Below are 13952 nucleotides of genomic sequence, written 5' to 3'. Positions count from 1 at the left end.
CTTGCTTAGTCTTGGCAACGATAGTGGCGGTATGACCGTCAGTCGTGATTAAAAGTTCACAGTTCGACGAAAAACGCGGTTTTTTACGATTTCTCCACCCGAATTCCGCTAGCTCGACGCGACCAGCCGTCAACCATGACCGTCCTCGGAGCGCCCCGGCTTATCCAAGGTGTCGCGCAAAGCCGCCTGAAGTCGCGCATGGACCTGCACCAGCAGGCGCCATAGCAGCCACGCCAGCAGCAGCAAAACCAGCACCAGCACGATGGCCACCTCGCGCGGCGGCAGAATCGTCGAGGCCAGCGCGGCCACCAGCAGACCCAGCACCCACATGGTCGCGAGCGGAATGAAGCGCGCCAGCACGGCCCGGATGCGCATGTTGTAGGCGCCACCAATACGCTCGGGAATGCTCAGCTCCGCCAGCAGCATGCCCAGCGCTGACGCCTTGCGGTAGGCCGCCACAATCATCGGCAGTGAGACGATGGCCGCAATCGACCAGGCCAGGCTGCGCTTTACCTGCGGACTGCCGGCCAGCCAATCCCAGTGGAAAAAGCCGCGGCGATACAGGTAGGACATGATCAGGAACGCCGCCACCACCAGCATCATGTTGATGATGACGTGCCACACCAGGCGACGAATCATTTTCGCAACCACCACGCCCTGCCCGCCCAGGCTCAGATTGCCCATCCAGTCCGTATAAGCACCCAGCAGGCCGCTAAGGCCCTGAGGCAATCGTCGCGATAGTCCGCTGGCCAGCGGGTCCGATGCGCGGATCAGATAGGGCGTGAGAAAGGTGGTGATGGCCGATACGGCGACCGCCACTGGATATAGAAAACCACTGGTCACCTTAAGCGTCAGTCCCAGCGAGGCAATCACAAAAGAGAACTCACCGATCTGCGCCAGCCCCATGCCCACGCGCAACGAGGTGCGCCCGTCATTGCCGGCAACGAACGTACCGAAGCTGCAGGTAATGACCTTGCCCAGCACCACCACCGTGGTGACGACGATGATGGGCAACCAGTATTCCTTGAGCATGGCCGGGTCGATCAGCATGCCGATGGCGACGAAAAAGATCGCACTGAACATGTCGCGCACCGGCCCGATGATGCGTTCGATCCGCTCCACACTCTGCGATTCGCCCACGATCGCACCGATCATGAAGGCGCCCAGCGCCACGCTGTAACCCATCTCGGTGACCAGCAGGCAGAAGCCGAAACACAGGCCGAGCACAGCCACCAGCAGCACGTCGTCGCGACTGACGCGGGCGATGTAATCGATCACGCGGGGCACGAGCAGCAGGCCGACCACCAGCGACACCGCCATGAACAGCGTGAGACGACCGACGGCTGCCATGGCTTCACTGGCCTCCAGACCACCGGTGCTGGCGATGCCGGTAAGCAAGGCCATCAACACGATGGCGATCACGTCCTCGATGATGAGGATGCCGAACATCAGTTGCGCGAAGCGCTCGCGCTTGAGATTCAGATCATCGAGCGCCTTCATGATGATGGTGGTCGAGGACATCGAAAGCATCGCGCCGAGGAACAGCGCATCCATCGAACTCCAGCCGAAGAAACGGCCGATCTCGTAGCCCAGCCACAACATCAGCACGATTTCGCACACCGCCGCGACCAGCGCCGCGCCGCCCACCTCGCGCAGCTTTTTCAGGCTGAATTCCAGGCCCAAGGCGAACAGCAGCAGGATCATGCCGAGTTCGGACAAGGTGCGGATGGTCTGCTCGTCGTGGATGAACACCACGGGAAACGTATAAGGCCCGACCAGCACGCCGGCGATGATGTATCCGAGCACGACGGGCTGACGCAGCCGCTGAAAGATCACCGTCGTCAGGCCCGCGATCAGCATGACGGTCGCGAGGTCCTGGATGAAGTGCAAATCGTGCATCAATGAAATCCGTCGGAGCGTCTCGCAAGACTAACAATCGCACACCCGATGCACAGCCCTGGGTGGCGACGCGGATCATCCGAACGACAAAAACGGCGCTCGCGCAGAATGCATGGCAAACTCAGGCGAAGCTAACTGCTTGTTGTAATTCATTCGTGAAGAAAAGTTGAAATATTTTCACGACGAACGCTTGACGAAATCGCGATCCCTGTCTATTCTTTCGGGCTTCCAGAGGCACACGGGGCCATAGCTCAGCTGGGAGAGCGCCTGCATGGCATGCAGGAGGTCGGCGGTTCGATCCCGCCTGGCTCCACCAAATTTAGATACGTCCCCATCGTCTAGAGGCCTAGGACATCACCCTTTCACGGTGGCGACCGGGGTTCGAATCCCCGTGGGGACGCCACTCTAACGGCAAACCGGTTTCCGGCGTAGCTTATAGAGTGGTCAAGGACGAAGTCTAAGTTGGTGCAGTGCTGGAAGCAGTAAAAAATGTGGAGCGGTAGTTCAGTCGGTTAGAATGCTGGCCTGTCACGCCGGAGGTCGCGGGTTCGAGTCCCGTCCGCTCCGCCACTTTACGAAGAGCCCGCCATTGGCGGGTTTTTTGTTGCGCGCGATCCAGCGCTTTCTGTGGGAGCGCACCCTGTGCGCGACAAACCTACGGAGCGGCGCCGTGATGGCCCAGGTCGCGCACAGGGTGCGCTCCCACAAGGGTCAGTCCGCGGCGTGCTGAGATTCCAGCCGCTCCAGTGTCCCCTTCGAATGCCCCTGCTCCGCCAGGTATTCCAGCCAGCGGGACAGAAACCCGTTCATCCGCAGCCGATGCTGCAGCACCGTATTGGCCGGTGGAAACGGGCCGAGCACCTGCCACAGATGTCGACCCGGATGGCAATGCAAAGCCTCGGCCACATGGGCATCGGTGTACATGCGCAACTGCGCCGACGGTGACGGCTGGCCCGTGTGGGCATCGACAAAGTTGTAGGTAAGCTCGAGCTCCAGCGTGTACGGGTGCCGTTCCTGCACCTGCAAGCGCACATCCAGGCCATCGTCCACGCTGGACAGATAAAACCCCGGAGCCAGCTCCTGCGGCGTAAACAGCCGCACCAGCCGATGGTAGTTCTCGGCGTAAAGCCCCATCAGGAAGCCGAAGCGTCCCGGCAACAAGGCTTGGCGACTATCCAATACGGCACTCATGGGCGGTACTAACTCCTTAGAACATGGTCCGCTCGATTCCGAAGCGGTCAAAGATCTTGCTCGCAATCTCTTCGATGGAGACGTGCGTAGTGTTGAGGCTGGGAATGCTTTCGCGGCGCATCAGCTTCTCGGCCTGCGCCAGTTCCCAGCGGCACTGCTCCAGCGTCGCATAACGGCTGCCGGCGCGCCGCTGTTCGCGAATCTGCGCCAAACGCATGGGGTCGATGGTGAGACCAAACAGCCGATCCTTATACGGGCGCAGGCGCGCCGGCAGTTCGAGTTTGTCGAGGTCGTCGTCGGTCAAGGGGTAATTGGCGGCACTGACACCGTAATGCAAGGCCATGTAGAGACATGTTGGCGTCTTGCCCGAGCGCGACACCCCGACCAGGATCAGGTCGGCCTGAGCATAGTCCACATCAATACCGTCATCGTGTGACAGCGCATAGTTCGTGGCATTGATGCGGGCCTCGTATTTGTCGAAGTCCACCAGACCGTGCGAACGATTCACCGCGCCGGAACGCTTGGCGCCCAGCTCATCCTCCAGTGGACCAATGAAGGGCGCAAACACGTCCAGCATCAGCCCGCCGCTCTCGGCCACGATCTCGCACAGCTCGCGCGAGGCCATGGTGTTGACCACGATGGGACGCTCGCCGGTTTGCGCATAACGGGTCTTGATACGCAGCGCAGCCGCCTCGGCTTTATGGGCGTCGTCGATGAACGGCAAGCGGTGCTTGTCGAACTGCACGCCCTCAAACTGGGCCAAAATACTGTTGCCGATCGTTTCCGCCGTAATACCAGTGGAATCGGAGATATAAAAAACGGTTCGCTGCATGGCTGATCCAAAGTCCCTGGTGGTTCTTGGCCCTCACCTTAGCGCAAGGTGAAAAGCCTGTCTTTGCTTGACTCACGGCTGACTGGTATTGCGTTGGCGCTGGTTTTCACCCGAATGGTCTTCTTGTGCTTCGCACCATCGGCAGCGGACAATACCAGTTCTTTGTGGCCCGATTTCTCCCCGAAACCGGGCTGCCGCCACTTTTAAAACCCTACGAGCTCTCGAGGAGACTCCCTTGAACGATCTGGTGCTTTGGCTCGACACGCTGCGCATGACCGACCTGGGCAAGGTTGGCGGCAAGAATGCGTCGCTTGGCGAAATGATCGGCAACCTCGCCAAGCTCGGCGTGTCCGTGCCGGGTGGATTTGCCACCACCGCGGACGCGTTCCAGGAATACCTCGACAAGAGCGGCGTGGCCAAGCGTATCCAGGAGCGCCTCGCCTCGCTCGACGTCGATGACGTGATGGCCCTGACCGCCGCCGGCAAGGAAATCCGCGAATGGGTCACCGAGACGCCGCTGCCGGCCGATCTGGACAAGGCCGTCCGCGACGCCTACGCCAAGCTCTGCAAGGACGCGGGCGCCGAGAATATCGCCGTGGCCGTGCGCTCCTCCGCCACCGCGGAAGATCTGCCGGACGCCTCGTTCGCCGGCCAGCAGGAAACCTTCCTCAACGTAGTCGGCATCGAGGACGTGCTGCACAAGGTGAAGGAAGTCTTCGCCTCGCTCTATAACGACCGCGCCATCGCCTACCGCGTGCACCAGGGCTTCAAGCACGAAGACGTGTTCCTTTCCGCCGGCGTGCAGTTGATGGTGCGCTCGGACGTGGGTGCCTCCGGCGTGCTGTTCACGCTCGACACCGAGTCCGGTTTCCGCGACGTGGTGTTCGTCACCGGCTCGTACGGCCTGGGCGAAATGGTGGTGCAAGGTGCCGTCAATCCCGACGAGTTCTACGTGTTCAAGCCCACGCTGAAGGCCGGCAAGCCGGCCGTGCTGCGACGCAGCCTCGGCGCCAAGCAGCAGCGCATGGTGTATTCGGACAAGCCCGGCGAGCGCGTGCGCATCGAAGAAACACCAGCTGAGCTGCGCAACAAGTTCTGCATCACCGATGAAGACGTGCAGGAACTGGCCAAGCAGGCGCTGGTCATCGAGAAGCACTACGACCGCCCGATGGACATCGAGTGGGCGAAGGACGGCAACACCGGCAAGCTCTACATCGTGCAGGCCCGTCCGGAAACGGTGAAGTCGCGTGCGCATGCCACGCAGCTGGAGCGTTTCCACCTCAACGAAAAGGGCAAGGTGCTGGCCGAGGGTCGCGCCATTGGCCAGAAGATCGGCTCGGGCAAGGCGCGCGTGATCCGCTCGCTCGCCGACATGAATAAGGTGCAGGCGGGCGACGTGCTGATCGCCGACATGACCGATCCCGATTGGGAGCCGGTGATGAAGCGTGCCGCCGCCATCGTCACCAACCGCGGTGGACGCACTTGCCACGCTGCCATCATCGCCCGCGAACTGGGTGTGCCGGCCGTGGTCGGCACGGGCAATGCGCTGGAGCTGATTCCGGATGGCGCGGAAGTCACCGTGTCCTGCGCCGAAGGTGACACCGGCACGATCTACGAAGGCCTGCTGAAGTTCGACCGCGTCACTGCGGATCTCGGTGACATGCCCGAAGCCCCGCTCAAGATCATGATGAACGTGGCCAACCCCGAGCGCGCGTTCGACTTCGGCATGCTGCCGAACGCCGGCATCGGCCTGGCCCGCCTGGAAATGATCATCGCCAGCCACATCGGCGTGCATCCCAAGGCGCTGCTGGAATACGCCAAGCAGGATGCGGACACCAAGAAGAAGATCGACGAGCGCATGGCCGGCTATGCCGACCCGGTGTCGTTCTACGTCGATCGCCTGGCCGAAGGCATCGCCACCATCGCTGCATCGGTCTATCCGAAGCCGGTGATCGTGCGCCTGTCCGACTTCAAGTCGAATGAGTACGCCGGCCTCATCGGCGGTTCGCGTTACGAGCCGCACGAAGAGAACCCGATGATCGGTTATCGCGGCGCCAGCCGTTACGTCGATCCTGGCTTCGCCGAGTCGTTTGGCCTGGAGTGCAAGGCCGTCAAGCGCGTGCGCGAAGTGATGGGCCTGGACAATGTGTGGGTGATGATTCCGTTCGTGCGCACTCTCGACGAAGGCCGCAAGGTCATCGAGGTGTTGGCCAAGAACGGCCTCAAGCAGCGCGAGAACGACCTGAAGGTCATCATGATGTGCGAGGTCCCGTCCAACGCGCTGATGGCCGATGAATTCCTCGACATCTTCGACGGCTTCTCCATCGGCTCCAACGACCTGACCCAGCTCACCCTGGGCCTGGACCGAGATTCCAGCATCGTCGCCAACCTGTTCGACGAGCGCGACCCGGCCGTGAAGAAGCTGCTGGCCATGGCCATCAAGACCGCCCGCGACAAGGGCAAGTACATCGGCATCTGCGGCCAGGGCCCGTCCGACCACCCGGATCTTGCCGAGTGGTTGATGGATCAGGGCATCGAGTCGGTCTCGCTCAACCCAGACACGGTAGTCGATACCTGGCTGCGTCTCGCCAAGCGCAAGGCGTCCTAAGCCTGCTTATTCGCATGCGTGAATTGAAGGGCGGTGGCGACACCGCCCTTTTTCGTGACTGATGGCGGTAGAAGAAACTTAGTTGCCTGCACGAGGTCCACTCTTCACCGCGACCGAGGGAGCACGTCCATGCAACGACTGACCAGGCTGGTGGCGAACAACAAGGGCTTCCTCACCTTCATGCTTTGCATGTTCATGTTCCGCAGCGCCGTGGCCGACTGGAACGTAGTGCCCACCGGCTCCATGCAGCCGACCATCGAGATCGGCGACCGCATCGTGGTCGACAAGGCGGCCTACGACCTGCGCGTACCGTTCACCCATGTGTCGCTGGTCCACCGCGCCGACCCGCAACGCGGGGATATCGTGGTGCTGGACTCCAGCGCGGCGGGCGAACGACTGGTCAAACGCGTCATTGGCGTTCCCGGCGACCAGGTCGCCCTGCTGCAGAACCACCTGTATGTGAACGGCAAAGCGGCCGATTACCGCTACACCCAGGTCGCCGGCATTCGCGATGATCGCGAGGACCCTGCGCTGTACGCCATGGAAAACACCGGCCAGCTAAGCCACGCCGTGCGATGGTCGATCGCCGCCCAGGGACACACTCGGGATTTCGGCCCGGTAACCGTCCCATCCGGTCACTACCTACTGCTGGGCGACAACCGCGACAACAGCGCCGACTCGCGCTATTTCGGTTTCTTCCCGCGCAACGAGATCACCGGCCGGGCCACCCGCGTCGCCCTATCGCTAGATCCTGGCAACCACTATTTGCCACGCGGCGACCGCTGGGGCGCCGCACTGCGCTAACCGATTGCGCTCATGCGTGTAGAAATCACCCTACCCCCATTGCCAGCCATCCCCACACCACGTAAAATCGCCGGCTCGCGTGGACCACACGCACATCTTTGGAGAGGTGGCAGAGTGGTCGAATGTACCTGACTCGAAATCAGGCGTACGTGTAAGCGTACCGTGGGTTCGAATCCCACCCTCTCCGCCAGTACCACATCTAAGCCGCTGATTCAGCGGCTTTTTTGTTGCCTATCGATACTCACTCCCTACTTTCGTCCCTACGCAAGAGAGCGATTGCAAGCGACCACAATCGAACACGGGTGAACGGAGCTAAGTAGCAAGGCGAGTTACAGAATCCGGATTTCCCATGCCCGCTCACAAGGCGGATCCGCCAGAGACGGCAGCGGGGCGAGGATGCGTTTTTTCCCAAGAATCATCGGGCTCGGGGCGCTCTTCAAACCACTCCTCGCGGGCATCGTTCCGGCGCGCAACAAACGTTTCATTGCAATGGCCAATACAACGACGATTCAATTCACCGACGGCATGTGGCTTTACGTCGAAGTATCCCTCGATATTCTCGGCGTGACTGATAACAAGGCACTGCGACGGCGACAGTGGCATCGTGACTTCGATGGTCTTTGAAGTCAGTCCAGGCGCTCGATAAAAAGGATGCCGCTTGTAAGCCTCAGAATCGAACCAGGTACAAGGGTTGTCGCTCGTAACAAACCCTGTCGGGTCATCTGTGCAAAGAATCGCAACATGCATCCGAGCAAACATTCGCAACGTCGCTTCAAGTGCCGGAGCGACCGTCATCTGAATTGGATGATCGCGAAGCAATGCCACGCTATCCATATCTAAACCTTTCCCTTGGTCCGCTCCTAGTGGGCGGAATGAGGCCATGGACTTGCGCTGCTCCGGTGAAGCCGCTTCAAAACTCTTCTTGAAGGATTCCATCTTCTTGTAAATATTTGCCCATGTGGCCGCTTGGGCATCGCGATACGCGGGGGTCCTTACGCGCGCAAGCGCAACAAAAGCAAGCAAATGAATCATCTCGTTGGCGTCAGGCCACTGTCGGCCGTGCAATCGGTGATCACGAATATCGGCAAATTTCTTTTCAAGGCCACCGAACCCGTGTTCTAGCCGGAGATCGCGAGTGCCGTCAGGCATAGCTATCGTGTAGATATCGTTCTCAGTGAACATATTCTCCGGAGCACGCCGCTTTGGGTTCGACCCATCTCTGTCGAACCGCCAAAGGTATGGGGTGCGTTTCGGCCCGAGTGGCTGTGTTGTGTCGTGCCATGCCTTCAAATACGAATTCGGCACGTAGTGCTGATGTTTGTGCGTTTTCTTCGCCATTACGCAGCCCGTCCTTAGATATTCCCTAACATCGCGATGCCGACATAGGCTCCGTATGCGAACGTCAGGAGCGAGAGCGATCCTGTGACAATTGCCGATGTATTGAACCTGCCACCGATCTCATTGAGTCTATGCCTCCTATAGTGATCGTCACTGGCAGACGCGCGGGAATAGACGTACATGCCAATGTAGGTCAGTGCCGCCGTGATCATCGCTAGAAACATCGACCCTACAAAGGGCACCAACGCACGGGCCACGCCATGAACAATGTTGGTTATGTGTGTCTGAGCCAGATAGTCGCGGGACGTATCCTTCGACAGCAAGTTGCCAAGGAAGGCAAGCAACGCCACAACTGCACCGCCACTACCCAATAGAATGCTATTAACAGCATTCCTACCAGCTGCATTTGCGCTTTCGAAGGCCGCCCGCCAAAAGCCATCCGTCCGCGAAATGTGGAACTTATGCATCTCCAACTGCGAAGGAATATCGCCCGTATCCATGCTTCCCCACCCCTTGTTTATGTGCAGGCCTTACGCTAAGGCAAGGATGGCTCGGCGAACAAGTAGACGCTACTCAGTGCAGCCGGCTGTTCCATAGCCCGGCCGCGAGACGGCCTAGGACATACGCGCGATAGCGCAATGGATCGAAGGGCACCTTGCGGCGGTGCCGGTGCGCGTTGCAGTAGCGGCAGGCGGCGGCGATGTTATCCCCGCTATTTGGGCCCCCTTCACTTCGGGCGACCAAGTGTTCGGCGGTCGCCTGATACTGGCGAGCATGCCGAGCACCGAGAGGAAATAGCTCGCTGGGGCTATTCAGCCACATCCGGCCGCCGCAGTAGATGCAGCGGCCATGTTGTTTATGGAATGCGCGCTCGCGATGAGAGCGAAGGTTTGCCATGTGAGATCCAAATAGGTCCAGGGATTCCCGCGCTCTTTATCAAGAGCAAATCGGGCACCTGGCGCCTATTGGCTGACTGACAGGCAAAACCGTGAAGGCCTACTAGCCCACCACTTCCGGAACGAAGCCGTATCCGGCTCAATGGCTTTATATCGAATTAGTTTGCACGCGGCAACGCCTGCGGCGGCGGGTCCGCACGCATGGACATAGCGTCATCAAACGTCATCGAACACGTTCGCCGGACGTGGCTCCATGACGGAAACGCGGCTCGCATCACTCGGCGTCATGCCCAGGCGGGCCAAGTGGCTTTCAAGGCGCGCCACCATCGCGGCCGGGATGTCAGCCATGGGCGTCGTTCGAATATGCGCCAGCAGGCGCGACGCGGTTTCCACCATGAGGCGGTCACGGCGAAACAGGACATGCGCCGGACAGGTTGCGGCGATGTCGTGCCACGCCTGCCGCTGGACGTCGTCCAAGGCGGCCGGGGGCGGCCCGAGCGGTTGCGTCGGCTTGGGTTCGTTGGCGCGCGCCCTTCCCCGCTTCGGGTTCTTTCGAAACGCGCCGCGCAGTTCGAGCACATTGCTTGCGGTTCGCAGCCTAGCCATGGCGCCCTCCGGGTATGGGGGCGGTCGGCGCCGGGTGCGTGCCCCATGGTCCGGCGGAGCAATCCGCATGGGGTCCCGGTGCCGACCGCTTTTCGAAATGGTCAATCGGGGAAGTGTTTGTTCGCCTGGGCGCGCGATGTCTGATCGGCGCGCCTGCATGTTCAACCCGCCCGCCCCTCACGGTCGGCCCTCCCGCGCCAGCAACACCGCCTCGGCGCACGCGGCGCACAGTGTTTCGAGGTTGTCACTGGTAGGGGTCGAGGCCATGGATGGCCTCGACAATCCCCCTCACCCGTGCCGCGCTTTGCTCTTCGCAAACCGAAATCTGCAGGCACAAACCCGCGGCGCGTCAGCACGATAGGCCAACACCCGCCCGCCCCTCACCGAAAGCCTACGCCTCACGCCTCCAATGACCGGCTTCACACCTGTAGCCCACCGGCTACATTCTGGTTATGCTCGAACTGCGACGGACCGCGGAATACGACCACTGGATGCGCAGGCTGCGCAACATCCAGGCAAAAACGCTGATTCACGCCCGACTCGATCGGCTTCTTGATGGCAACCCTGGCCGCCATCGCGTACTGACCTGCGGCGTGGTTGAAATGAAGATCGATGTCGGTCCGGGTTACCGCGTTTACTACACCAAGCGCGGTAAAACGCTCATCATCTTGCTCTGCGGTGGCGACAAAGCATCTCAGCAACACGATGTCGAACGTGCCTTGTTCCTAGCAAGAAATTTGTGAGGCCCACTGATGAAAAAGACCGAAACCTTCCCATACGACGTGGCCGACTACCTCACCACACCCGAGGACTGCGCCGCTTACCTCGATGCCTGCATCGAAGAGAGCGATGGCGACGCAGCCTTCATTGCCAGAGCGCTTGGAAACATCGCCCGCGCCAAAGGCATGACCCAAGTTGCCAAGGACACCGGCCTCTCCCGCGAAAGCCTGTATAAAGCGCTCTCCGGAGAGCGCAATCCCGATTTCTCCACCATCCTGAAAGTGATTCGCGCATTGGGTGTAAAGCTGCATGCCGCAGTCGCCTGATCGAGGGCCGCCGATTCGGCCAGACAAGATAGACAAGCTTCTTTACGCATTCCCCCCCAATCCGTCATGCTCGCCTCGCACCGCCACTCCAGGCACCTCATGATCGAATTCGGACACGGAACCCACGTCGGCCTGCGCCGCGCGCGGAACGAAGACACCTACTACGCCGACGCATCGCTCGGCCTTTTTCTCGTGGCCGACGGCATGGGTGGCCACCAGCACGGCGAAGTGGCTGCTGCACTGGTGCGCGATGCCGTGGCCGACCTGGTGATGCGCGGCCACAATCTGGTCGAAGCTGTGCGCGCCGCGGATGAACGATTGATCCAGCACAGCCGTAGCTTTCGCGATCCCCTGCCGATGGGCACGACGATCGCCGCCATTCGCCTGCATGCGGACAGTTACGAAGTGGTGTGGGTGGGCGACAGCCGCGTGTATCTCTGGCAGAAAACGCTACGCCAGGTGAGTCACGATCATTCGCTGGTGCAGGAGCTGGTGGCGGCAGGCACGCTCGACGCCTCGCAGGCAGCGCGCCATCCTCACCGCAACGTGATTACGCAGGCGCTCGGCATCACCGCCGCCGAGCAGCTGCACATCGGCATGGCGCGCGGGAAGCTGGAACACGGCATGTGTTTTCTGCTGTGCAGCGACGGGCTGACTGAAGAAGTGAGCGACGGCGTCATTGCCAACATCGTTTCGCGCCAGGATTTGTCTGCCCAGGAAAGCGCAGAGCATCTGCTGCTCGCCGCACTCGATGGCGGCGGCAGCGACAACGTCACCGTGATACTCGCCCGCGTCAACTGATCGCAGGCGCGGCGCTCACTGAATGGTGATCGCTTCGACGCGACGCCATACCGAGGTTCCACCAGCACTTTTGTCCAGCCCATCGAGGCGCTTTTCATGCGTGGCGATTTCGTCCGCACTGGCGTGCAGCACGCGCGGACGACGATCCAGCACCATCGGCGTCAGCGTCACTGTCGTGCCTTGCTCCTGTGCACCGACGAAACCCAGATCCAGCACGACCTGGCCCGAGGTCATCGCCAGATAGACATCCGCCAGCAGCTGGGCGTCGATCAGGCCGCCGTGCAGATCACGCGCCGAGTTGTCCACGCCCAGGCGTTTGCACAGCGCATCGAGGCTGTTGCGCTGACCGGGATAGCGCTCGCGCGCCATCATCAGCGTGTCGAGGATGCTGCTGCGGTCCTCGAGTCGTCCGAACGACGGCCCCAGGCGCGCCAGCTCGCCATTGATGAAGCCCACGTCGAAGGTCGCGTTGTGGATGATCAGCTCGGCGCCGTCGATGAAGGCAAGAAATTCTTCCACCACGTCTGCGAAGCGCGGCTTGTCGAGCAGAAACTCGTCCTCGATGCCGGTGACCTGTCGCGCGCCTTCGTCGATGGCGCGATCGGGATTGAGATACGTCTGGTAGTACTTGCCGGTGGGACGACGCTCGATCATTTCCACGCAGGCGATTTCAATCAGGCGATGGCCCTGACGGACTTCAAGACCGGTGGTCTCGGTATCCAGAACGATCTGCCTCATGCCTTGCTCCTGTACTGTTCGGCCTGTTCGCGCGCAGCCACATCCACGCGCTCGTTTTCCACATGGCCGTTATGACCCTTCACCCAATGCCAGCTCACCTGGTGCAGCTGCGTGGCGGTGGACAGGCGCTCCCACAAGTCCTGGTTCTTCACCGGTTTCTTGTCGGCGGTCTTCCAACCGTTCGCGCGCCACTTGGGCACCCATTCTTCGATGCCTTGCATCACGTAGCGCGAGTCGGTGGTCAAGGCGACCTTGCAGGGACGCGTCAACGCCTCGAGCGCCCCGATGGCCGCCATGAGTTCCATGCGATTGTTGGTGGTGGCCGGATCACCACCTGAGACCATGCGTTCGGTGCCCTTGGCGCGCAGCAGCGCGGCCCAGCCGCCAGGTCCGGGATTGCCGAGGCAGGCGCCATCGGTAAAAGCTTGCACTTCAGTCATTGTCACCATCAATTTGCGAATAGTCAGGATGCCGCATTGCGTCGGGCACCCGGCGCCAGACCCACGTTGACCGTAGCCGGCAGTGTTTTGGGTTTCAGTCGAATCGGCGTCGCCATGCGACGACGCTTGCGGGCGATCATCAGATAGCCGCCGCCCAGCGCATGCGCGGCGTCGAGGCCGGCATGGCTGCTCGGCCACAGTCGTCCTACGCGTTCGATACGTTCGATATCCAGCTCACGGCGACGTACCCAGCGCTCGAGCAGCAAGGGCGAGTGCATGCTGGGTGCATGCCCGCGGGTGCGCCACATCATCCAGGGCAGCCACGCGCTGAAAGGGTGCAACCCGGTCAGCGCAAGCACTCCGCCGGGCGCCAGTACACGCGAGGCTTCTTCCAACATGTCCTGCGGCGTGGTCGACACTTCGAGCGCATGCCGCAGCAGGACCAGATGAAAGGCGTCGTCGACGAACGGCAGCGGCTCGTCCGCCCGCGCCGTGAGGTCGCCAGCATATTGCTCGCCAGCCACGCTGAGCCGCGTCCAGTTCCCCAACAGCGGCAGCACCGGCGGCCTGTCGTCAGCCGAGACACTGATCATCAGCGCATGGGTGCCACTGCAACGCTGAAGCCCGGGCGCCAGCGCCACGGTCTCCTCGGCCAGCAGGTTGCGCAATGGGGCACTGCTGTAGATGTCTTGGTCACGCTGAGACATGGGTGGCCGGCCGGTCATTCGATGCGCACAGTGTACCGGCAGCCCG

At 61.2% G+C, this 13952-nt stretch carries 15 protein-coding genes and 4 tRNA genes; 9 read left to right on the top strand and 10 right to left on the bottom strand.

What is annotated here, in order from left to right; all coding sequences use genetic code 11:
- Positions 1 to 129: 129 nt before the first annotated feature.
- Positions 130 to 1899 (bottom strand): cation:proton antiporter, encoded by a 1770-nt coding sequence (locus tag AC1DMY_RS06045; RefSeq protein WP_477164057.1) that lies wholly within the window; start codon positions 1897 to 1899, stop codon positions 130 to 132.
- A gap of 240 nt (positions 1900 to 2139) precedes the next feature.
- Between AC1DMY_RS06045 and AC1DMY_RS06040 the strand changes: the two genes are divergently transcribed.
- From AC1DMY_RS06040 to AC1DMY_RS06030, 3 genes are all read left to right on the top strand, one after another.
- Positions 2140 to 2215, top strand: a tRNA-Ala gene (locus AC1DMY_RS06040).
- A gap of 11 nt (positions 2216 to 2226) precedes the next feature.
- Positions 2227 to 2302, top strand: a tRNA-Glu gene (locus tag AC1DMY_RS06035).
- Positions 2303 to 2392: 90 nt separating this feature from the next.
- Positions 2393 to 2469: transfer RNA gene (locus AC1DMY_RS06030), tRNA-Asp, on the top strand.
- A gap of 141 nt (positions 2470 to 2610) precedes the next feature.
- Here AC1DMY_RS06030 and AC1DMY_RS06025 read toward each other — a convergent pair.
- Both AC1DMY_RS06025 and ppsR read right to left on the bottom strand, forming a co-directional pair.
- Positions 2611 to 3090, bottom strand: a complete 480-nt coding sequence (locus tag AC1DMY_RS06025) for a DUF1249 domain-containing protein (RefSeq protein WP_441603228.1) — start codon at positions 3088 to 3090, stop codon at positions 2611 to 2613.
- 16 nt (positions 3091 to 3106) lie between these two features.
- Positions 3107 to 3922 (bottom strand): posphoenolpyruvate synthetase regulatory kinase/phosphorylase PpsR, encoded by an 816-nt coding sequence (gene ppsR, locus AC1DMY_RS06020; protein ID WP_441603227.1) that lies wholly within the window; start codon positions 3920 to 3922, stop codon positions 3107 to 3109.
- Between the two features lie 235 nt (positions 3923 to 4157).
- On the opposite strand from ppsR, the gene ppsA reads away from it, so the two are divergent.
- The 3 genes from ppsA to AC1DMY_RS06005 all read left to right on the top strand — a co-directional run bounded on the left by ppsA (position 4158) and on the right by AC1DMY_RS06005 (position 7524).
- Positions 4158 to 6530, top strand: a complete 2373-nt coding sequence (gene ppsA / locus AC1DMY_RS06015) for a phosphoenolpyruvate synthase (protein WP_477164056.1) — start codon at positions 4158 to 4160, stop codon at positions 6528 to 6530.
- 129 nt (positions 6531 to 6659) lie between these two features.
- Complete coding sequence (gene lepB, locus AC1DMY_RS06010) at positions 6660 to 7334, top strand: signal peptidase I (RefSeq protein WP_477164055.1); 675 nt, start codon at positions 6660 to 6662, stop codon at positions 7332 to 7334.
- 100 nt (positions 7335 to 7434) lie between these two features.
- A tRNA-Ser gene (locus tag AC1DMY_RS06005) sits at positions 7435 to 7524 on the top strand.
- Positions 7525 to 7691: 167 nt separating this feature from the next.
- Here AC1DMY_RS06005 and AC1DMY_RS06000 read toward each other — a convergent pair.
- From AC1DMY_RS06000 to AC1DMY_RS05985, 4 genes are all read right to left on the bottom strand, one after another.
- Positions 7692 to 8672, bottom strand: a complete 981-nt coding sequence (locus tag AC1DMY_RS06000) for a DUF4238 domain-containing protein (RefSeq protein ID WP_477164054.1) — start codon at positions 8670 to 8672, stop codon at positions 7692 to 7694.
- A 14-nt stretch (positions 8673 to 8686) separates the two neighbouring features.
- Positions 8687 to 9172, bottom strand: coding sequence for a hypothetical protein (locus AC1DMY_RS05995; RefSeq protein ID WP_477164053.1), 486 nt, complete (start codon positions 9170 to 9172; stop codon positions 8687 to 8689).
- Positions 9173 to 9245: 73 nt separating this feature from the next.
- On the bottom strand, positions 9246 to 9494 hold the full coding sequence (locus AC1DMY_RS05990; RefSeq protein WP_477164197.1) for an HNH endonuclease signature motif containing protein: 249 nt from the start codon (positions 9492 to 9494) through the stop codon (positions 9246 to 9248).
- A gap of 290 nt (positions 9495 to 9784) precedes the next feature.
- Positions 9785 to 10147, bottom strand: a complete 363-nt coding sequence (locus AC1DMY_RS05985; protein WP_477164052.1) for a hypothetical protein — start codon at positions 10145 to 10147, stop codon at positions 9785 to 9787.
- 479 nt (positions 10148 to 10626) lie between these two features.
- On the opposite strand from AC1DMY_RS05985, the gene AC1DMY_RS05980 reads away from it, so the two are divergent.
- From AC1DMY_RS05980 to AC1DMY_RS05970, 3 genes are all read left to right on the top strand, one after another.
- Complete coding sequence (locus AC1DMY_RS05980) at positions 10627 to 10917, top strand: type II toxin-antitoxin system RelE/ParE family toxin (protein WP_477164051.1); 291 nt, start codon at positions 10627 to 10629, stop codon at positions 10915 to 10917.
- Between the two features lie 9 nt (positions 10918 to 10926).
- Positions 10927 to 11220 (top strand): addiction module antidote protein, encoded by a 294-nt coding sequence (locus AC1DMY_RS05975; RefSeq protein WP_477164050.1) that lies wholly within the window; start codon positions 10927 to 10929, stop codon positions 11218 to 11220.
- A gap of 99 nt (positions 11221 to 11319) precedes the next feature.
- Entirely contained in the window at positions 11320 to 12021 is a 702-nt protein-coding gene (locus AC1DMY_RS05970) for a PP2C family protein-serine/threonine phosphatase (RefSeq protein ID WP_477164049.1), read from the top strand.
- Positions 12022 to 12036: 15 nt separating this feature from the next.
- On the opposite strand, the gene dnaQ is transcribed toward AC1DMY_RS05970, so the two are convergent.
- From dnaQ to AC1DMY_RS05955, 3 genes are read right to left on the bottom strand one after another with little or no spacing between them, the layout of a single operon-like run.
- Positions 12037 to 12759, bottom strand: coding sequence for a DNA polymerase III subunit epsilon (dnaQ, locus tag AC1DMY_RS05965; protein WP_477164048.1), 723 nt, complete (start codon positions 12757 to 12759; stop codon positions 12037 to 12039).
- Complete coding sequence (gene rnhA / locus AC1DMY_RS05960; RefSeq protein WP_477164047.1) at positions 12756 to 13199, bottom strand: ribonuclease HI; 444 nt, start codon at positions 13197 to 13199, stop codon at positions 12756 to 12758. Before rnhA ends, dnaQ begins: the two co-directional genes overlap by 4 nt.
- A gap of 23 nt (positions 13200 to 13222) precedes the next feature.
- The gene (locus tag AC1DMY_RS05955; RefSeq protein ID WP_477164046.1) at positions 13223 to 13906 is read right to left on the bottom strand and encodes a class I SAM-dependent methyltransferase; all 684 of its coding nucleotides are present in this window, start codon (positions 13904 to 13906) and stop codon (positions 13223 to 13225) included.
- Positions 13907 to 13952: the final 46 nt, after the last annotated feature.

Source organism: Dyella sp. 01L423, from assembly GCF_056399945.1.
The sequence above is the reverse complement of the archived record's forward strand: the minus strand, read 5'-3'. Positions and strand labels throughout refer to the sequence as shown.